Raw genomic sequence first — 17,721 nt, forward strand, 5'->3', positions numbered from 1 at the left:
TTCCATCCGTGGAGTGATATAGAGTCACAAGGTTTGGTTAGGTCAGAGTTCTGGTTATTCTTTGAATTTAAAATCTATCTACTCCGACCTGTTCATGGTTAGTTAATCTACGCCAATTCGGTTGCTTCTGGAATGTTCTGTGATTCATATTTTTTAGCGAAATCATCTAACCGTTGGATCAACCGATCGGCATGATCAATGGCTCTTTGTTCGATGTCTTCTCGTGAGTTGTCTCCATTCGGAATAAACACCATGCCGTGAGAGACGACGGGCTCGTTATATTTCATACCGGTAAAGTTAGCAGTTTGAACCATAGGTTTTAAGAAGTCTTGGACAGTGAATAAGTTGTGTCCGCCTTCCTGATAGCTGTCTTTCGGCCCACCTATGGTCGTCGAGATCAGGAAGTCTTTACCTTCCAGTTTTCTTCCGGGGCCGTATGCGAATCCGCGCAAGAACACTCGATCCATCCATTCTTTGAGAAGGCCAGGGATACTGTACCAATGGAAAGGATATTGAAACAGGATGACATCGGCATCACTCATTGCATGCTGCTCGGCTTCGATATCGATCTTGAAATCTGGATACAGTTGATAGAGGTCTCTGATTTCCACACCATCAACGGTGTTTAATCGATCAATAATCAGACGGTTCGCAATAGAAGCGTTTTTGACATCGGAGTGCGCAAAGATAACAACAGTTTTCATAATTCACCTTGGTTTATGGAATGTACGGCCAAGATAGTTGATATGTTCCATAAATATAAGTACGCACAATTTTGGTATATAGTACCCTTTTGTATACTGTCTCAGGGTTATTCATGAAACATTCTGACTATGACTGCAACTTAGGTTGCCCTGTGGAAGCAACGCTCAATACGATCGGTGGGAAGTGGAAAGGGGTGATTCTTTATCACTTATTGGCTAAAACACATCGCTTTAATGAACTGCGCCGATTAATGCCGGACGTCACCCAAAGGATGTTGACCAAACAGCTGCGCGAGCTGGAAGCGGACAACCTAATTATCCGAACTGTGTACCCTGAAATTCCGCCCAAAGTGGAATATTCCATGTCTGCTTATGGCGAAACCTTGGTGCCGGTGATTCATGCGTTGAGAGAGTGGGGCATTCGGCATTTGGAAGGACTTGAAAGCAAAGAGCGTGAGGGGGCGTAAGCCATTCACTTACAAGGTATTTTAAAATCCACATGATAGTGTTCATCATGTCGTACCCAGGAAGGTTTTTTCGAAAACTGAATGTGCGTTGTTAAGTAATTTGAGTATTGGGTTTTAAACAGGTTGGGTTGAAGCTTTGGGTCAAATATCACACGCCATAAGTCATACCCACGTTTTCTTGCTTGTTTGTGGAGTGCGACGATATGTGCAGCAATGGCTTCGTAATCGATACGCATTCCTTCGAATTGGTCATTGGCATCAAACTCGATGCTATAGCCAAACTTATTTAAAGGATTCGTTGGAAGATGAACAGACTCACCATCTTTGTTAATTACAGGTGTCATAAAGTCTACTGATAAGCCGTTTTGATGGGTTTTATGAGGCTTGAAGGGACCGCCTTCTTCAAATCCGGTTTCTGCATATTTGAATACTTTATTGGGTTGCTCCGTCTCTAGATCTTTGTACGACGCAACGATGATGTCTCTGACGCTAGAATGCACATAGGTTCTTCCGACTAACTTGGCAATGGAACTGTATCCGACGAAGTTATTACCCTCAGCAGGTAATTGAATGCCGTTTTCCAGGCGACCTGAAGAAGTTGTTCCATAGCAGGTACTGGTGTTGGCAGAGGCTAGCAAGGGGAACAAGAGTAGAAATGGAAGCAGGTTTTTCATATCTGTAGACGTAACATAGTGAATGATAACCAAAGAAGAATATCACAAGACATTGATGATTATTTGATGATTATTTGATGTTATGAGTAATGGTTAGATTGCCGATGTTACTCAAAGCCATGTTTTTCGAGAATTCGTTGATAGGTGCCATCGGCAGTGATTTCTTCAAGCCCGGCATTAAACAGTTTGACCAGATTCAGGTGATTGGGGATTTTCCTGGAAATAGCCAGATGCAGTTGATTTACATCCAGCGGCGTATCTAAAAACTCAATCGTAGATTTATACGACTGGGGAAATTCATGATCCAGCATGTAGTTGGTCACGTAATGGTCGGCTACAAAGAGATCCGCTCGTTGGTAGAACAGCATTTGTATACCCTGTTGTATGTTGGCGACCCCGGAGATTTCAACACCGGCTTTGCGAATCTTATCCACCACATGGGAGCCGCGTAAGCCAATCACACTGTAAAAGGTCAGATCCGATAACGAATGGATTCTTATATCTTTTTCAACATGTTTGAAGGCAACAGATAGCTCTTCACCGACGGGTTCACTAAACACAGCCCAGGTTTCGCGTTCAGGGTTTTTATTAGCCAGATACAACGCATCAACCTGGCCGTCTTTGGTCATTTCTACTGCCCGAGCCCAGGGCATAATTCTTAACTTCGCTTGATACCCCTGGCGCGAAAATGCCTCTTCGACGATTTCCCAAGCCCACCCATTATTAGGGAGTTTGGCACTGACGTAAGGGGAAAACTCTAGAGTGGCTACTGTGATCCTTTTTTCTTCTGATCCTTGAGTGCTGAGACTGAATAGGCTCAGCATTAGTATCGTAATCAGGTACTTCATCACCTGGCACTCATCGAACCGCATACATTGAGTGTAAACCAATTCTTCCTCAACCAACGGGGTGGATGATTTTTCCCGACTCACGGTTGAGAGGGGAAAGAAAGGCTTTGTTATCTATCTCATTTTTATTTCGACTCTGCGAATTACCAAGGTTATAGCTACACTCAATACTGTTACCAAAAAATTAGTTCTTAAAACGTGAGTTTTAAACCGTTTTCTTTATGTAGGAAGAGGTCATGACACGATCTGTGCAAACCGTGCTATTACTTGGTGCCGTGCTCTTTGGGTATTTCATTGGTGACTATCAAAAAGAATCCCGAACACCTAAGACGTTTACATGGAAGATTCAATCTCAAGCGCCGGAACAAAACCCTGATTATCAGACGTTGGTTGAATTCACGGAAAAAGTGAAAGTCATGAGCCAGGGTCGTTTAATTATTACCCCGTATTCGGAAGCCATGATCACTAAAGGGGCTGAACTTTTCTCAGGCGTAAAAGAAGGCATTACGGAAATGGCATTGGGTTGGCCAAACTGGTGGCTTAATCAAAATATAGGTTGGGCGGCTATTCAATCTGGTCCTTACGATTTCATGAATATTGATGCGTCGATGCTGTACTTTTATGAAGGTGAAGGAACAAAGTTAGCGAACGAACTATCGATGTCTCAAGGTATAATTTGGCGGCCGGCCTGGTGGGCTGGCATGGAATTAGGCATTCTTTCCCGAACTAAAATTGAAGGACTCAAAGACCTTAAAGATAAAAAGATCCGTATTGGTCCAGGCATTCCTGCGGATACTCTGATTGAAGCGTCAGGGGCATTTGCAACGCCTGTTACACCAGAAGAAATTATTCCTCTGGCAAACAGTGGATTGTTGGACGGTGTCGAATGGACAGTCCCCGGCGCCACCCTAAGCATGGGGTTTGCCAAATCCTACCCTTACTTGATCGCCCCAGCCGTCTGGCAACCGTCCGTGTTGGCTGATTTTCTGATCAACAAAGAAGCCTATAATGCGCTTCCCCCGGATCTACAAGCGATACTGGAATCCGCCATGAAGGATTACACCTTAACCACCACCTTGAAGAGTAAGAATATAGATATTTCTGCCTATCGAAATTTTATTGAAGACGGGCATGACGTGGCGACCTGGAGCAAGGAGGATCTTGAAGTATGGAAGTTAACGTCGGATAAAGTGTACAAACGTTACCGTGATGAGAGTGACGCGTTCAATACGATTTATGAAAGCAAAATGCGTTATAAATCGAATTACGACGAGTACTACAAAACCTTTGGGGCTTATGATTAATCAACACACTCAATAATGCCATTAAAGAGATAATCCATGATGGGAAGATGTATAAAGCGTAGGTGGTTAAGTTATATTGTTTGTTGATACTCTAAACGTATTCAACCCCTTACAAGAGCATCAACAGGCATTTCATGGCAAAGCGTCTTCCTTCTCTCAATGTACTCAATGCGTTTGAAGCGGCGGCTCGTCACCTAAGCTTCAAAAAAGCCGCCGAAGAATTGTGTATCTCGCCGCCAGCGATGAGTCATCAAATCAAAGTGTTAGAAGCGCATTTGGGGGTGGCGTTGTTCAAACGTTTAAATAGGGCACTGGAGCTAACGGCTGAAGGCAATCAGTATTTCCAGGACGTACAAAATGCCATGCTACAGCTTCATCGAGCCACCGATCGGTTAATGACAAAACATCAACCTTCAGTGTTTAGGATTAGCTGTATTCCTTTCATTACTAATTCTATGTTGATACCCAATATTCAGTCGTTTAAAGATGAACACCCAGAGCTACCCATAGACATTCAATCTCAAGTACGTCGTGCAAACTTCAAAGAAGAGCACATCGACGTAGCGATTCGTCACACCAAAGGTGATGAACCTGAGTTGCACTACGAAGCTTTATCTCCTGTCTTAATCAGCCCTGTATGTACTTATGACTATTGGGAACGTCATCGAAACGATCAAACCAAAGTGCTTGATCAGCATCGTATTATTCGTCTTTCAGTCGACCCGAATTCCTGGCAATTATGGCAACAAGAGTGGGGCTTTAAAGGGTTACCTAATGAAGAGCTAAGCCTGGATAATTATCAGGCGGTTCTGGATTCTGTGGTTCAGGGGTTGGGCTTGGCAATGGGCTATATTCCAGCTTTAAAAGAATTACTTCGTACGAAAAAATTAATGCTTCCTTTTCCTGATCAAGTCACCGAATTTGGTAAGTTGTACTTGGTTTACCTAAAGTCAGAAGCAAATGACCCCAGGATTCAATCGTTTCAAACATGGATAAAACGCGTTATTAGTTCTAATTCAGATAAATAAAACTTATCTGAAGTGAATGAAAAACTCGTTTGTCAGGTAAGTACCTTCTTTCTTATTCTCGACTTAGAACATCCTCGCTAAGGAGAGATCATGGAAAGCATCAACATACAAACGCATGATGGCTTGACCATCAAAGGCAACCTCTATTTCCCTGCTGATTCTTCAACGGAAGAGGCTCTGGCGGGCATTATCATCAACTCGGCCACGGCGGTGAGCCAAGGGTATTATCAAGCCTTCGCCGAGCATTTGGCTGAACATGGTTATCTTGTGATTACTTACGATTACCGAGGCATCGGTGCCTCAACAGTTGCTAAGCAAGACAGCGAAAAGCTGAGTATGCGAGCCTGGGGCGAACAAGACTTTTCGGCAGTCATTGATTACGCAGTGAATCGTTATCCAGACCTGAGTTGGCATTGCATTGGTCACAGTGTCGGCGGTCAGCTCGTGGGGTTGGCCGCCAACAACTCAAAACTGACCAGCGTATATTGTGTTGCAGCGCAAAACGGATATTGGAAACACTGGGGGTTACCACAGACACCAAAAATCCTGCTGATGTGGTACGGCCTTATTCCAATGTTTAGTAAAACTGTGGGGTATGTGCCGGGCTTTATGTTGGGAGGAACCCCACTGCCAGGAAACATTGCCTTAGAATGGGCTCGCTGGTGCAAGAACCCTAACTTCATAAGTGATGAGCAAGGTCAGCCCCTCCGGAAGTTCTTTCATCAGTTTGATAAAAAAATGCGTTTCTTGGTGATCAAAGACGATCTGGATTTTGCTCCGTTAAAGGCGGTTAAGGCGCTTAAACATTTTTACAGACAGGCAGACCATGAACTGGAAGTGATTGATCCGAAGGATTTCGGTATCAAGGAAATCGGGCACTTCGGATTCTTCAAACGACAGCATAAGGACAAACTTTGGCCCAATGCGATTGAGTGGTTTGGGCAGTTCTCTTAATAGAAATGGCAACAGGGTTGGTTCATTGCCATTAAGTTCGTGGGCCAGAATAGCGCTGGCCCATTGATTTGTGAGTTATCTGTGGATGCTTTTATTTCCTTTGCTATTTACGTCTCAGCTCTCTTCCTGAAAAGAATAACCCCACGAAGACCACTGCATACCAAGCTATGAGTGAAAGCCAGAATTTTGGTGTGGTATCTATTGAAGATTCTATCCACTTGCCTTCATATGATTTTTTAATTGTGACAACTCTATCAATACCAGAAACACTTATATATTGGCGTTGATCAAAGGTATGACTGTAATCGCATACGTCATTAACACAAGAGTAGCTACCAGAACTAAAGCCAATTTGCAGTAATGTAGAGTTTGGAAGGAGAGTCTTAGCTCTTTCTAGGTGCTCTAAACTAGGATTGAGGTAGCCACTCACAACGGAATAAATAGGTAAGAAAACCATTAGTAGACAAGGAATTAATACAAATACCCCGATAATTAACTTTCGATTAAACATTTCATTCCTTGATGATCTAACTTTGAAGTTTGGGATAAAGACTATGTGAGGGATGAATAAAATGAACAATAGTGTCAGTTTTGAATTGCTATTGCTATGAAATCTAAGCTTGAGTGCATCAATCATACTTGTGGTGTTTTCTGCGTTTTTCCTCTGTTCAATCAATAAATTCCTGTCCAAAAAGACAAAATAGTACGTTTTGTGATTTAATGTTCGCTTCAAATGACTAGTAATTGTATCTCTATGATACTTACAGAGTTTTATATTTTTTTGCTGAGAATCCACATTGAAGACAACCATCAAAACATCCCATTCTGAAATCATCTTCAATATAGAAGTTGATGATTTTAACTCGTTCGAAAGTCTAAATGCCTTGGCTGATGTGTACCTCGATCTGACCCATCAGATTGATGAAAATCTCTCTAAGCACAATGTGAAGGTCGAATACGGTACTTTGACGTATTCCATTGATGTCATTACTCCAGAAGGATTAGTAGACGAGGAAACTGTCTTCTCGAAGTTTGTTGGTAACTCAACGCTGGAAGCTAAAGCGGTTAATTTTATCAGCAACGCAAATATGTGGTGTCGGGCAAACGAAGCCAATATTTGGCAGGATGACGAGAATCCGCTGGCAGAGAACGCCGCCTATCTTCTGTGTTTGCACGATCTCAAATACATCCCGTTATATATCGAGTTATTACTGCAGAATGATTTGGATCATGAGGTCTACCAAAATGATCACATCGCCGCGCTGATCGAAAAACACGGTATCTGTAGAAATATTGTCACTCTGTTGGCTCATCGAGTCGGTGGTGCCTGTGGTCAATGGGGGATGGATCAAGTCGGGCAATATCAGGATCAGTTGCTTGAATATTTTGAAGAACATTCAGAGCATCGCTCCTTGTTTTTGGCGACAGGTGTTAAATCAGTGTTCGATCAATACATGGGATATCAGCTGTGGTTTGAGCCCATTCGCGTTTTGGCAAACGTCATTCAGGATGAGAAAGAGCGCGCTGATTGGTTGAATGAACAACAGGAACACGCAGAAGTCCATTTTGGTAGCATTGATTTTGACTGATTGGAGAAAAGGGAACGTTAAATTCGTTCCCTTTGTTCAAGTAAAAGACTCTCTAGCTACTCTTCAATATCTCAATTCTTCAACATCCCAATAATGCGCTGTGCCGCTTCTTTGGCCGACGCCGGGTTTTGACCGGTTACTAAGCGGCCATCTACCACTACGTTTTCTTCCCAAGCTTTGCCGGGTACGTGAATCGCCCCGCGCTCAACCAGCTTATCTTGTAACATAAAAGGAACGATCTCAGTTGTGCCCAGCAACGCTTCTTCTTCATTCGTGAATGCAGAGACGCGTTTGCCTTTCACTAACAATTCCCCATTAGATAACGTCAGGTTGACCAGCGCTGCGTTACCATGACATACCGCAGACACGATGCCTTGGTTATCGTAGATGGCTGCGGAAATACGGCTGATGTCTGGATTGTTCGGGAAATCCCACATCGGCCCTGAACCGCCGGCGAACATGATGGCGCGGTAGTCATTTGGGTTAACCTCCGCCAAGGGGATGCTACGAATAACTTTCGCCATCAGCTTCGCATCGTTTAAAAACACCTCGTGGTATTCGTCTTCTTCCTTAAAGGCTTTGCTGTCGACGGGTGCCATTCCGCCTTCGATACTGGCGACATCCACTGTGTAACCGGCTTCAGTAAACTCGTAATAAGGGTGGGTCAGTTCAGGCAACCAGAACCCTGTTTTCTTGCCTGTGTTCCCCAGTTCGGTATGACTGGTTAGCACGATGAGTATTTTTTCAGCATGAGCTATGTTTGTGATCAGCAAGGCTACAAACAGCAATGCACTGGTCATGATGTTCTTCATAGTTCGCTCCTTTGTTAAGCAAATGATGGTGTTGAAGTTGATTTCGATCTGGTTAGAAACTCTATCTTGTTTCTTATTTGGTGATAATCTGCTTTAAAGGAATAATATTATTGAGAAAAACTCACTAATTATGACAAATGAATAAAGGAATTTCAGAGGCGGGTCAGAGTGGATGTTCTTGATGGAATAGAAGGGGGCTTGTGGAGGGAAAATCACCTAATGAGATATAACAAAAACGAATTGCCAATCTGGTTAGGTGGTTTTGCCCGGTTTAGCTATAGCTGTTTGATGTGGTGTTTAACGCTCGTTAATGTCCATAGACGATGGTGCAGTCCTTGTTAAAAGGGAAGTACCACAGGCCAGTTTCACCAACCAATTCTACGTTATTAATGTTTCCTTGGTCGGCTGCCGTAATAATTGAACCATCACCTATAACTGGTAGGAAGAAAAAGAGATTCCAAGTGCAAGCCTCTCCTTTTTTACGTGTTTGAAGTTGTTTAAATTCAATGTTTTTCACTCCCACTTGAGAACCGTCGGCGTATCTTAACGTTCTAGCCAAGTCTTTCGTTACACTTGCGCAACCCGAGAAAAAAACAACACAAAATATCAAAACCAACCTTTTCATATAACACTCCTTTTTTTGAATAATTGGAGTGTATTGAGCCTTCAGAACTTAGCCAGTTTTATGAAAGGAGTATCAAATATCGAAACGTATCGTCTTGGATGGTACGACTTGGTTTGGGTATTTAATAGGGAAGGTGGGTAGTGAGCGTTATTTCAAGCACAACTAAAATCGTAATCCATTGAACGTTATGCCTTCACAATGTATGCAAAGTCTCTTTCAATGAAATCTAATGAGCTGATTGGTTGGGAAGAATATAAAAATAACTGGTTAAAGCTGAAACGCTAGGAAGAGTGATGAAAATATTGATGCGATTATTCCTTTGGTGTGTTGTTTGGATAGCTGGATGTCTTCTACTTTCAGATCTTTTACCTACGCACGCTCATGTGGGGAACCCTAGCTTGGTGGCTCCGGTTATGATTTTAGGTTTTCCTTTTTTCGCTTCAGACTTAACTGATGATGCGCTTTACCTTATTGGTATACCGGGCGTGTGTTTCTGGCTAATTGCATTCGCAATTATGTTTTTTGAAAAGGTACGTTCTAGATTTCTTGCGTTAAAGTGATGGTTAGCTTGCTTGTTAGGAAAATTCTGAGCAACTAAAATGACTAGTAACTTTTTCTTTTGGAGGTCTTATGGCTACAGAAGCCCTAGATGAATTGCATTCACAAGCTCTGACTCTGAGTGAGTCTGATCGTGCTCAATTAGCTCATGATCTACTTAAAAGTCTAGATATTCCGGCTGATAAAGATGTATCTGGCGAGTGGGATGTTGAGATTGAACGACGGATTGAACAAATAGACTCTGATTCGGCATCGTTTTTGGATAGAGATACGTTCCGTAGACAAATGGAAGCAAAAATTAAGGGAAAATAAATTTTGCCTATTGAGATCCTCGAAGAAGCAGCAAAGGAGGCTATTAACGCTGCTGGTCCCGCTTTCTAACAACCCCGCACTAATAGACGTTAAGCGTTTAATTCTGAGAAAATTTCCGTTCGATATCGTAGTACTAGAACGCCCTTCAAAAAAGATCATCATCGCTGTAGCGCATCAAGCCAGAAAGCCTGGTTATTGGAAAGATCGGTTAAAAACGTAAATAGTTGAAAGTAAAACTTTCTCTGCGTGTGTTCACCTGTTTCGGTTAGATATTACCAAAGACAATAACCCTTCTTTGCTGGTAACGTTGCCCGTCCAGAGAATTCTTGAAGTATAATGCCCACCCGCACAACCAAAGTGTAATCACGCTAACCAGCCATTATCCACTCAGTGGTCAGTGATTTATTGTTAGTAACTAATAGCCCAAAGGACGTTTTGTGTCGCAGTATCCTGTTCGTATCAACAAGTTCATCAGTGCAACCGGATATTGCCCGCGTAAAGAAGCCGATCGACTGATTAAAGCAAAACAGGTCACGCACAACGGTGAAGATTGTCGATTGGGAACTTTGGTAGAAGCAGGGGATGTGGTCATTGTTCAAGATCAAGTCTTGGATCACAAAGACTACACAGATCGTCAACACGTGTATCTGGCCTATCACAAGCCAGTCGGCGTCACCTGCACTGCGGCTCCGACAGTGAAGAACAACATCGTCGAAGCCATCACTCATGAACAACGCATCTTTCCCATTGGCCGTCTGGATAAAGCCTCGGAAGGCTTACTCTTGATGACCAGTGATGGCGACATCGTGAATAAAATTCTTCGGGCAGAGAATGCTCATGACAAAGAATATCTGGTGGATGTGGACAAACCCATTACCGAAGACTTCCTTAAGCAGATGGCTTCCGGTGTTGAGATTTTGGATACCATCACCAAACCCTGCGAAGTTAGCCTAGTAGCCCCTCAACAGTTTCGGATTATTCTTCATCAAGGATTGAATCGCCAGATTCGGCGAATGAGTTCTGCGTTAGGGTATAAAGTACAACGCCTTCAACGTTTGCGAATCATGAACATTGAACTGGCGGACTTGCCCGCCGGAGAGTGGCGAGCGCTTTCAGAGGAAGAACTCGCCGAACTGAAAGCAACCACCCAGAACTCGATTAACTGCAATAAGTTTGTGTCATAACTGATGGGGTTACGCCATTGAGCTATCCCATGATTCAGTTAATCGGTATTCTAGAGGGCTTTGACCAATCTCCCTTGAGAATGCATTAGAAAAAGCACTGGCACTGGAAAATCCAACGTCAAAGGCAATTTGCTCAATGCTTTTTGTTGTATTCGAAAGATAGTATTTGGCTTTATCCATTCTTAGCTTGGTTGAGAGTTTTCTCCAGTTGGTCCCTTCTTTGTTTAGGTAGCGTGAAAGCGTTCGTGGGGAAATATGCATGGTATTGGCAAGTTGCTTTTTAGTGAACTCTCCATATCCTGATTGTTCAAGAAAACTCACAACTTTATCTTCAAAGCCTTTATCACGTTGAAGTGCTGACACGTGTTTTTCAATACGTTTGGCTAACACTTTTTCAAGTAAGTGATTTCCTAAAGGCATGATGCACTTCATCACGCTTATTTGAGTTTTTAAGTAGTTCGTTTCTTGATCAAAGAGAACCGGACATGTATGTCTTTCAGCGACTTCTCTCATTCCTGGCAGCTCTTCACCAATAAACCCCACTTCAAGAGTGTCGGGAGATCCTCCCAGTAAGACATTTTCCTGGAAAGTGATTGCTGCTCCCATATCTCTTCCTAGTAGAAAGCGAGCCGCTTTCTCAGGTAAGTGGGCAGGTACTTCAAAGGTTGTTTCAATGTGTGATCTATGGATTTTTGGCCGAATTTTAAGAAAATGGTAGTCGCCTTGAAAATAGGAGCTAACCACATTCATGATGGCCTTAGGTGTCTTACACGCAACTAATACCTGTCCCATTAAACCATAGGAGTTCACGTTGCTAGTTAGGCCAACATGCAGGCCTATTTTGAATGGATGCAACGGGATAGCTGATATCAAGTTGGTAATGATGATTAGCTCTTGATCTAGCGTCGGATCAATAGAGTCTAAGCTTTCAATCGACACGCCTGAATTCTCAAGCACTTTGGTTGAGGATATACCATTGGACTTAGCGAATTCCAACAAGATGGCAACCTGGCTACTGCCCCAGCCAGGGAAGCGACTACTTTTATTCATTATTTTTATTCGTGAGTACGTCGGATACTTATAAATTATGCATTATTTGCCAATAAATGCATGCCTCTCCAAGCCACTAATGTTAACTAGTGCAAAATTTTATTTTGGTGTCCTATTCACTAATGCCGTTGTCCCTATGGCGCATGTTGAAGCGTGTTTATTTCACTTATGTTCTTTATGTCTGCTAGGGGCAGATCACTTTAACCTCGCTCTGTCAGAACAGTTCAGTGTTGATAGAACTCCCAAAATAAATCTAATAAACATGGAGATTTAGATGAAAAAAGTAAGCATGTTCTCGGCCTTACTCGTGTCGGCTTCAATGGCAGTCATGCCGCTGAAGTCACACTCGGCTGATTCAAAGTGGACGACTTCGGGTACACGAGATTACGTGTCTCAACCCAGCGTGACCAGTGTTACTCCATCTACAGAATGGCAAGATTATGACCGTGAAGAGTTATACCCTAATACAGTTATGACTCGTGAATACGTTACTATGCCTGACGGTACGACCCTTGCGGCGTATGTTACTTTACCTGCTGACGAGAGCGGAAACGCAATTGAAGAAGCGTTTCCAACGATTCTGATCATCAGTGATTACAATACGGAGCTTGGTAATGTGCTCCCTCCGAAACTCGGCACCTTTATGGGGGCGGCCGATCCTTATATGGTGAAACGTGGTTATGCATCCGTTACGTTTGATGGGCGCGGAACTGGTAATTCGGAAGGAACATGGGATGCATGGGGTAGTTCTCAGCAAGACTATGAACCCATCATAGATTGGGTCACAGCACAATCATGGAACGACGGCAATATTGGTGTGCGCGGTGTGTCTGATCTGTCAATTAACGCACTGTTTGCAGCGGAAACGGGGCATCCAGCAATCAAAGCGGTGTTTGCATTAGAACCGATCGGTGATGCTTACCGGGATACCGCAGTCACCGGTGGTAATCCAAATACGTTCTTTCTGACTTGGTGGTTTACCTTAACCACAATGATGAACACCTTGAATCTAGACATCTTTACCAACCCTGAAGATGCGTTACCGCTGGTGGCTGATCATGTTACTGATGCATTAACTGAATTTCAGTTACCTATGACGCTTAAAGCCATTAAAGGGTCGGATGAAGTTGTCTACGATGGAGAGTTTTGGGAAACACGGTCACCCATCAAGCGTATTAATGAGATCAAAGCACCTACCTTTTTGGTTGGCGCTGTGGATGATCTTTTCCAACGTGGAGTGCCTGCCATGTACGAGCGTTTGAAAGGTCGTGTTGAAACTAAAATGGTCATTTTACCTGGTACTCATATTGAAGGGGCATTCATGACCACAGGGCTTATTGAGCTTGAAGGTATGCCAGCCTTTAATCAAATAGAGCTGCAATGGTTCGATAAGTACTTAAAGGGAATGGATAATGGCGCAGAAGATATGCCTCAAACGACTCAGTATTTTAAAGGTATGGATCGTATGGCGGTGACCACTGACTGGCCAGCTCCTGAAGCGAGTGCACAGAAACTTTACTTGCATCGTGATGGTAAACTTAAGGAGAATAAGCAACCTTGGTTAAGCTGGCCACGCACATTGGTCGATACGGGATTACCAAATGCGTGTACCCCAAGTGCATCACAGTGGTCACTGGGCATTCTAGGTTTTATTCCGATTCCGTGTTTCGAGAACAATAATAATGCAGGCTTCTTTAATCTCCTGTATGAGACATCAGCTTTCGATAGTGATTACGCCATTAACGGTCCTATACAAGCAAATATCTGGTTATCCCAGAGTAACTTCGCCGGTTCCTTATCTGTACGCGTTGATGATTTAGATCCTGAAGGCAATGCGACGCCAATCAGTAATGGTCTTATCAATCTAAAAATGCGTGCAGTGGATCAGTTACGCTCTCGTGAGTTGGATGGTGAACGTATTCAGGCTTGGCATCCGTACACTAAAGCGTCAGAAAAGGCGGTTATTCCGGGTGATATTATGAATGTTCAGCTTGAGATTTTCCCGAGCAGTGTAGTTTTGAAAAAAGGACATAAGCTTCGCGTTGCTGTGGGGCCAAGTAATTTACCTCAAGGCATTTCGGGTGGCATTGACGGCTTGCTGCAAGCGTTGCCAGGTACTATGACTGTCTTCAACGATAAAAACCATCCTTCAAACATCATCATACCTACGGTTCCTTTGGACAGTATGACCGTTGTACCCAACTCACCAAGACCAGATAACTCACTGATCGACATTATTGGTAGTGCTCTTTAACGTTGTGTTTAAAGGCGTTACTTCATAGCAAAGTGATTATCTTAATAAACAAGGCCAGATCAACTTAATCTGGCCTTGTTTATTCGAAAGGAAAGCGACTACTCAGAGCTCGATTAACTGCAATAAGTTTGTTTAATCCAAGTTAGCCAATCGCCTGGCTCTTGCTCGAATGTCTGCCGCATGGGCTAACCCTTTTCTGAATCTTGTTTCGGCGACCGTGACTTCCGCTTCATCGCCCTTTGCCAGCAATATCGCTTGAGATAACGCTTTGTATAGTGCGCCTATGTGGTTTGTGTATGCGGTTTCAATGGCTTGTTCTGTGTTCATACGTTTTCCTTAACTTTGTAAATCAAAGTGTTCTGATTTCATTTCTCTTGATGAGCTAGCTTTTATCTTTCCTATCGATAGCGATGTCTTCAGGAATCGTTTTTTCTGGCATGACATCTTTGAAATTCTTAGGGCCAGCAATGATTCCTTTTTCAAGCTCCGCGATGTCATCAGGCTTTTCTTTATCGAATAACTCTTTAGACCACTTTTGAGCTTGTTGATTAAGACAGGCTTCAAATTCAGGAGAACCTGGTTCTGGTTTTGTGGTTGTCATGTGATTTTCCTAAAGGTTTTGCCATAAGTAAGATGGTGTATTGCTCTCTTTGCCTTTTCGATACGTGAAGCCGTGGCTTTGGTTATTAATAGCACTCGCCTACAGAGAAATCTGTCTCACCAATTCTTCGTATAGTTTCCGACTCTGAACTTTCGGATTTGATGTAATTCAACAGAAACGTCTGAAAAAATCCTGAAGAGTATTGATGGAATGTAAAATAAACCCGGTTTATGTGAATAGCATGTTGTGCCAACAGGTTAGGAAAAGAAATTCACAAGCTCGAATCACAACACGAATTCGCACATGAAGAGGCAAATTCTTTCTTTTTATACACTGCTTGATTAGATAGCACCATTGAAACCAATTAAGGACAGCTAATGTATTACGGAGATACAGGAAAACAAATTACTAAACCAGTAATGGTAAAGGCTCTGACAAAACTAGGTGATCTTCTCAAAGAAAAGGATCAGCGTTTAGATCTTGTTTGCTGCGGAGGAATCGTAAGTTTACTCTATCATGGGTCTCGTCAAATGACGCATGATGTCGATGTGCTATTCCCGAACAACCCAACAGCTGCAAATATTCTCAAAGAATTGGTCGATAAAGTTGGTGAGGAGTTTGGCCTTGAACATGGGCCACGAGACAAATGGTTTAATGACAGTGTGAGCTTTATAGGTCTGCAATCGAAATCCAACACAGTGGTATTTCGACATTCTCACCTCATATTAAAAGCGGCTGATTGGCATGAGATGCTTTCACATAAACTCACAGCATTTCGTGGAATGAGGGATACAAACGACGCTATGCATTTTTTGAAAGAGATAAGTCCAAAAGACAAGCAAGCTGTTTTTAAGAAAGTATCTGAATACCGACCTTTTGTACCGCATGTACCTGACAAAGTATTTGAAAATCGCTTTAACCAAATATGGGAAAAAGTTTATGGAAAATCTTGATGCTACGCTAGACCAAATGGTGGACCATATTCTCAACTACAATGAAATTGAATTTTTAGATCTCGTTCAGTTTATATGGCGCAGGGGGTGGGCTTTAGAAAATGCAGAACCTCCTCATGACGAGCTTGAATTAAGGTGTGCACTAAAAGCCTGCTTGATCGAGCGCATGGCAGAAATATGGAATGCACCACCTAAAAACAGTAATGAGGTGATTCCTGCATGGTGCTTGAAAATCCCCGCTTTAAGTAACTCGTTCTCGGTTATTAAGCCGGAGGAGCAATCTTTATGGGAAGGGGAATCTGGGAATGATATATTTAGGAAGCGTAATATCTTTGCGCCCAGCGAGTTTATGTTTTTCCTATGAAAGAAATTGCCATCATTGATATTGAAGCAAGCGGCTTACACTTTGACTCATACCCGATTGAAGTCGCCGTTTTAGCGGGCGGCGAATGTAAATCCTGGCTCATAAAACCAGAACCCAACTGGCAATACTGGTGCGAAACTGCTGAGAGTTTACACGGAATCTCGCGGGCTCTCCTGGAAGACGAAGGTTTACCAGCCTTAGACGTTGCTCAACAGCTTAATGACTTTTTGTCAGAGTCAGACACCGTATTGTATAGCGATGCTCAATACTGGGATGATGATTGGATATCAACTCTATACTTTGCAGCAAAAATCGAACGGTTCTTTCATATTGAATCAATCTACGAACTCATCGGTGCCGAGAGAAAACATATTTTTGATTCTCATAAAGCGTTTTTAGCAAAATCTGGACGTTTCCAACAGCACAGGGCTGCGGATGATGTTCAGATGATAAATGAAGCGTATCTTCACGCTACTCAGTTCCTTACCTCGAATAATGAACATTGAACTGGCGGATTTGCCCGCCGGAGAATGGCGAGCGCTGTCAAAGGATGAACTCATTAGTCTTAGTATGAGTAATAGTTTTTATAACTCATTCCCGACTCTTTTTTGCCACTCGAGTCCAAAGACAGGCTGTCGGCGCATACTTTTACAAAAGCCATCCAATCCAGGATATATATTGGATGAGTTGATGTTCATCTTATTTAATTTTCTAAGCCCTTCGAACCTATGCTTGGCTGGGATAACTATTTTAACTACATCTGTATCTTGAATGTCGTACTCGTTTAATATCTGTTCATGACTTATATCCAAAGTATTCGTGGCAACAAACAGACCTTGTTGGGAAAGTAAGCGTTGATTAGAAAAAGTAGGCTCAAATGCGAAAAGACATGGGTCATCTTCGGTGCCAGTCGGTTCTAATATTCTAGAATATATTTCGAGTCGATTTTTACCAAAATACTCATCATCGTCATTACGAATAGCATTATGATTAATGGAGTACACAACGGCATCTTGTTCACCAGACTCTAAAGCAAAAAATAAGGCAACGTAGGGGGAAAATGAAAAATCTAGTAGTCTCGTTGGTGCTCCATAGTGTTGCATCAAAGACAACCAGCTTAAAAGGTCTTCTGATTGAGGCAAGTGATCAAGATACAAATGAGCATTACACTTGAAACGGTCTATCATTACTCTTTCATGCTCTATTCGATTGAGGTTCTTTTCATTTCCGTTTTTTAGTTTATGTATACATTGAGCCTCCTCAAATGCTCGGTGCAGCGAACTTTTAAGAGGCCAATCCGAACAAGATTGCCCTCTAAAAATCCATTTACGAAAATGTTTCCGCCCTACTAGGCGATCAAAATCACTCCAGCGTTCTATTGTCTTTGTTTTCATAGTGCTTCCTTGCAGTGATGTCATGTTTACTGGTAACAAATTAGTG

21 protein-coding genes are annotated in these 17,721 nt (G+C 42.7%); 11 read left to right on the forward strand and 10 right to left on the reverse strand.

Translation table 11 applies throughout. The features are described 5' to 3' along the window. Positions 1-107: 107 nt before the first annotated feature. Entirely contained in the window at positions 108-704 is a 597-nt protein-coding gene (locus tag QQL66_RS00375) for an NAD(P)H-dependent oxidoreductase (RefSeq protein ID WP_284377431.1), read from the reverse strand. Between the two features lie 113 nt (positions 705-817). Here QQL66_RS00375 and QQL66_RS00380 point away from each other — a divergent pair, with 113 nt between their 5' ends. Beyond that, the gene (locus tag QQL66_RS00380; RefSeq protein WP_284377433.1) at positions 818-1,171 is read left to right on the forward strand and encodes a winged helix-turn-helix transcriptional regulator; all 354 of its coding nucleotides are present in this window, start codon (positions 818-820) and stop codon (positions 1,169-1,171) included. Between the two features lie 5 nt (positions 1,172-1,176). On the opposite strand, the gene QQL66_RS00385 is transcribed toward QQL66_RS00380, so the two are convergent. Together QQL66_RS00385 and QQL66_RS00390 are read right to left on the reverse strand one after the other, a co-directional pair. Next, on the reverse strand, positions 1,177-1,845 hold the full coding sequence (locus QQL66_RS00385; RefSeq protein WP_284377435.1) for a penicillin-insensitive murein endopeptidase: 669 nt from the start codon (positions 1,843-1,845) through the stop codon (positions 1,177-1,179). 107 nt (positions 1,846-1,952) lie between these two features. After that, a complete protein-coding gene (locus tag QQL66_RS00390; RefSeq protein ID WP_284377437.1) occupies positions 1,953-2,693 on the reverse strand; it encodes a substrate-binding periplasmic protein in 741 nt (246 codons plus the stop codon). A gap of 236 nt (positions 2,694-2,929) precedes the next feature. Between QQL66_RS00390 and dctP the strand changes: the two genes are divergently transcribed. The 3 genes from dctP to QQL66_RS00405 all read left to right on the forward strand — a co-directional run bounded on the left by dctP (position 2,930) and on the right by QQL66_RS00405 (position 5,979). Beyond that, entirely contained in the window at positions 2,930-3,997 is a 1,068-nt protein-coding gene (dctP, locus tag QQL66_RS00395) for a TRAP transporter substrate-binding protein DctP (RefSeq protein WP_284377439.1), read from the forward strand. A 134-nt stretch (positions 3,998-4,131) separates the two neighbouring features. Beyond that, positions 4,132-5,025 carry a LysR substrate-binding domain-containing protein gene (locus QQL66_RS00400; protein WP_284377441.1) on the forward strand — a complete coding sequence of 298 codons (894 nt, stop codon included), beginning with the start codon at positions 4,132-4,134 and terminating at the stop codon, positions 5,023-5,025. A 90-nt stretch (positions 5,026-5,115) separates the two neighbouring features. Beyond that, positions 5,116-5,979: an alpha/beta hydrolase family protein gene (locus tag QQL66_RS00405; protein WP_284377444.1), complete on the forward strand. Its 864-nt coding sequence runs from the start codon at positions 5,116-5,118 to the stop codon at positions 5,977-5,979. Between the two features lie 103 nt (positions 5,980-6,082). Here the strand turns inward: QQL66_RS00405 and QQL66_RS00410 are convergent, their stop codons facing one another. Beyond that, on the reverse strand, positions 6,083-6,490 hold the full coding sequence (locus QQL66_RS00410) for a hypothetical protein (RefSeq protein WP_284377446.1): 408 nt from the start codon (positions 6,488-6,490) through the stop codon (positions 6,083-6,085). A 286-nt stretch (positions 6,491-6,776) separates the two neighbouring features. Between QQL66_RS00410 and QQL66_RS00415 the strand changes: the two genes are divergently transcribed. Further along, the gene (locus QQL66_RS00415; RefSeq protein WP_284377448.1) at positions 6,777-7,568 is read left to right on the forward strand and encodes a hypothetical protein; all 792 of its coding nucleotides are present in this window, start codon (positions 6,777-6,779) and stop codon (positions 7,566-7,568) included. Positions 7,569-7,639: 71 nt separating this feature from the next. On the opposite strand, the gene QQL66_RS00420 is transcribed toward QQL66_RS00415, so the two are convergent. Together QQL66_RS00420 and QQL66_RS00425 are read right to left on the reverse strand one after the other, a co-directional pair. Beyond that, the gene (locus QQL66_RS00420) at positions 7,640-8,380 is read right to left on the reverse strand and encodes a type 1 glutamine amidotransferase domain-containing protein (RefSeq protein WP_284377450.1); all 741 of its coding nucleotides are present in this window, start codon (positions 8,378-8,380) and stop codon (positions 7,640-7,642) included. Positions 8,381-8,687: 307 nt separating this feature from the next. Next, on the reverse strand, positions 8,688-9,005 hold the full coding sequence (locus QQL66_RS00425) for a TRL domain-containing protein (RefSeq protein WP_284377452.1): 318 nt from the start codon (positions 9,003-9,005) through the stop codon (positions 8,688-8,690). A 630-nt stretch (positions 9,006-9,635) separates the two neighbouring features. Here QQL66_RS00425 and QQL66_RS00430 point away from each other — a divergent pair. Together QQL66_RS00430 and QQL66_RS00435 are read left to right on the forward strand one after the other, a co-directional pair. Beyond that, positions 9,636-9,875, forward strand: coding sequence for an addiction module protein (locus QQL66_RS00430; RefSeq protein WP_284377454.1), 240 nt, complete (start codon positions 9,636-9,638; stop codon positions 9,873-9,875). A gap of 437 nt (positions 9,876-10,312) precedes the next feature. Next, complete coding sequence (locus QQL66_RS00435) at positions 10,313-11,059, forward strand: pseudouridine synthase (RefSeq protein ID WP_284377456.1); 747 nt, start codon at positions 10,313-10,315, stop codon at positions 11,057-11,059. A 9-nt stretch (positions 11,060-11,068) separates the two neighbouring features. Here QQL66_RS00435 and QQL66_RS00440 read toward each other — a convergent pair whose 3' ends face one another. Then, positions 11,069-12,109, reverse strand: a complete 1,041-nt coding sequence (locus tag QQL66_RS00440) for an AraC family transcriptional regulator (RefSeq protein ID WP_284377459.1) — start codon at positions 12,107-12,109, stop codon at positions 11,069-11,071. A 274-nt stretch (positions 12,110-12,383) separates the two neighbouring features. On the opposite strand from QQL66_RS00440, the gene QQL66_RS00445 reads away from it, so the two are divergent. Next, complete coding sequence (locus QQL66_RS00445) at positions 12,384-14,363, forward strand: CocE/NonD family hydrolase (RefSeq protein WP_284377460.1); 1,980 nt, start codon at positions 12,384-12,386, stop codon at positions 14,361-14,363. A 132-nt stretch (positions 14,364-14,495) separates the two neighbouring features. Here QQL66_RS00445 and QQL66_RS00450 read toward each other — a convergent pair whose 3' ends face one another. Both QQL66_RS00450 and QQL66_RS00455 read right to left on the reverse strand, forming a co-directional pair. Then, positions 14,496-14,690: a hypothetical protein gene (locus QQL66_RS00450; RefSeq protein WP_284377461.1), complete on the reverse strand. Its 195-nt coding sequence runs from the start codon at positions 14,688-14,690 to the stop codon at positions 14,496-14,498. A 55-nt stretch (positions 14,691-14,745) separates the two neighbouring features. Beyond that, positions 14,746-14,964: a hypothetical protein gene (locus QQL66_RS00455; RefSeq protein ID WP_284377463.1), complete on the reverse strand. Its 219-nt coding sequence runs from the start codon at positions 14,962-14,964 to the stop codon at positions 14,746-14,748. 377 nt (positions 14,965-15,341) lie between these two features. Here QQL66_RS00455 and QQL66_RS00460 point away from each other — a divergent pair, with 377 nt between their 5' ends. The 3 genes from QQL66_RS00460 to QQL66_RS00470 are packed head-to-tail and all read left to right on the forward strand — an operon-like array spanning position 15,342 to position 16,787. Beyond that, positions 15,342-15,917, forward strand: coding sequence for a hypothetical protein (locus QQL66_RS00460; protein ID WP_284377466.1), 576 nt, complete (start codon positions 15,342-15,344; stop codon positions 15,915-15,917). After that, entirely contained in the window at positions 15,904-16,281 is a 378-nt protein-coding gene (locus tag QQL66_RS00465; protein ID WP_284377468.1) for a hypothetical protein, read from the forward strand. Before QQL66_RS00460 ends, QQL66_RS00465 begins: the two co-directional genes overlap by 14 nt. After that, positions 16,278-16,787: a 3'-5' exonuclease family protein gene (locus QQL66_RS00470; RefSeq protein ID WP_284377469.1), complete on the forward strand. Its 510-nt coding sequence runs from the start codon at positions 16,278-16,280 to the stop codon at positions 16,785-16,787. The genes QQL66_RS00465 and QQL66_RS00470 overlap by 4 nt, the downstream gene beginning before the upstream one ends. A 78-nt stretch (positions 16,788-16,865) precedes the next feature. On the opposite strand, the gene QQL66_RS00475 is transcribed toward QQL66_RS00470, so the two are convergent. Next, positions 16,866-17,675 (reverse strand): FRG domain-containing protein, encoded by an 810-nt coding sequence (locus tag QQL66_RS00475; protein WP_284377472.1) that lies wholly within the window; start codon positions 17,673-17,675, stop codon positions 16,866-16,868. Positions 17,676-17,721 lie beyond the last annotated feature (46 nt).

Source organism: Litoribrevibacter albus (genome assembly GCF_030159995.1).
GTDB classification, from domain to species: domain Bacteria; phylum Pseudomonadota; class Gammaproteobacteria; order Pseudomonadales; family Litoribrevibacteraceae; genus Litoribrevibacter; species Litoribrevibacter albus.

Coding starts and splice junctions, on each gene's coding strand:
- QQL66_RS00375 (WP_284377431.1), bottom strand. CDS start 704: ATGAAAACTGTTGTTATCTTTGCGCACTCCGATGTCAAAAACGCTTCT.
- QQL66_RS00380 (WP_284377433.1), top strand. CDS start 818: ATGAAACATTCTGACTATGACTGCAACTTAGGTTGCCCTGTGGAAGCA.
- QQL66_RS00385 (WP_284377435.1), bottom strand. CDS start 1,845: ATGAAAAACCTGCTTCCATTTCTACTCTTGTTCCCCTTGCTAGCCTCT.
- QQL66_RS00390 (WP_284377437.1), bottom strand. CDS start 2,693: ATGAAGTACCTGATTACGATACTAATGCTGAGCCTATTCAGTCTCAGC.
- dctP (WP_284377439.1), top strand. CDS start 2,930: ATGACACGATCTGTGCAAACCGTGCTATTACTTGGTGCCGTGCTCTTT.
- QQL66_RS00400 (WP_284377441.1), top strand. CDS start 4,132: ATGGCAAAGCGTCTTCCTTCTCTCAATGTACTCAATGCGTTTGAAGCG.
- QQL66_RS00405 (WP_284377444.1), top strand. CDS start 5,116: ATGGAAAGCATCAACATACAAACGCATGATGGCTTGACCATCAAAGGC.
- QQL66_RS00410 (WP_284377446.1), bottom strand. CDS start 6,490: ATGTTTAATCGAAAGTTAATTATCGGGGTATTTGTATTAATTCCTTGT.
- QQL66_RS00420 (WP_284377450.1), bottom strand. CDS start 8,380: ATGAAGAACATCATGACCAGTGCATTGCTGTTTGTAGCCTTGCTGATC.
- QQL66_RS00425 (WP_284377452.1), bottom strand. CDS start 9,005: ATGAAAAGGTTGGTTTTGATATTTTGTGTTGTTTTTTTCTCGGGTTGC.
- QQL66_RS00430 (WP_284377454.1), top strand. CDS start 9,636: ATGGCTACAGAAGCCCTAGATGAATTGCATTCACAAGCTCTGACTCTG.
- QQL66_RS00440 (WP_284377459.1), bottom strand. CDS start 12,109: ATGAATAAAAGTAGTCGCTTCCCTGGCTGGGGCAGTAGCCAGGTTGCC.
- QQL66_RS00445 (WP_284377460.1), top strand. CDS start 12,384: ATGAAAAAAGTAAGCATGTTCTCGGCCTTACTCGTGTCGGCTTCAATG.
- QQL66_RS00450 (WP_284377461.1), bottom strand. CDS start 14,690: ATGAACACAGAACAAGCCATTGAAACCGCATACACAAACCACATAGGC.
- QQL66_RS00455 (WP_284377463.1), bottom strand. CDS start 14,964: ATGACAACCACAAAACCAGAACCAGGTTCTCCTGAATTTGAAGCCTGT.
- QQL66_RS00460 (WP_284377466.1), top strand. CDS start 15,342: ATGTATTACGGAGATACAGGAAAACAAATTACTAAACCAGTAATGGTA.
- QQL66_RS00465 (WP_284377468.1), top strand. CDS start 15,904: ATGGAAAATCTTGATGCTACGCTAGACCAAATGGTGGACCATATTCTC.
- QQL66_RS00470 (WP_284377469.1), top strand. CDS start 16,278: ATGAAAGAAATTGCCATCATTGATATTGAAGCAAGCGGCTTACACTTT.
- QQL66_RS00475 (WP_284377472.1), bottom strand. CDS start 17,675: ATGAAAACAAAGACAATAGAACGCTGGAGTGATTTTGATCGCCTAGTA.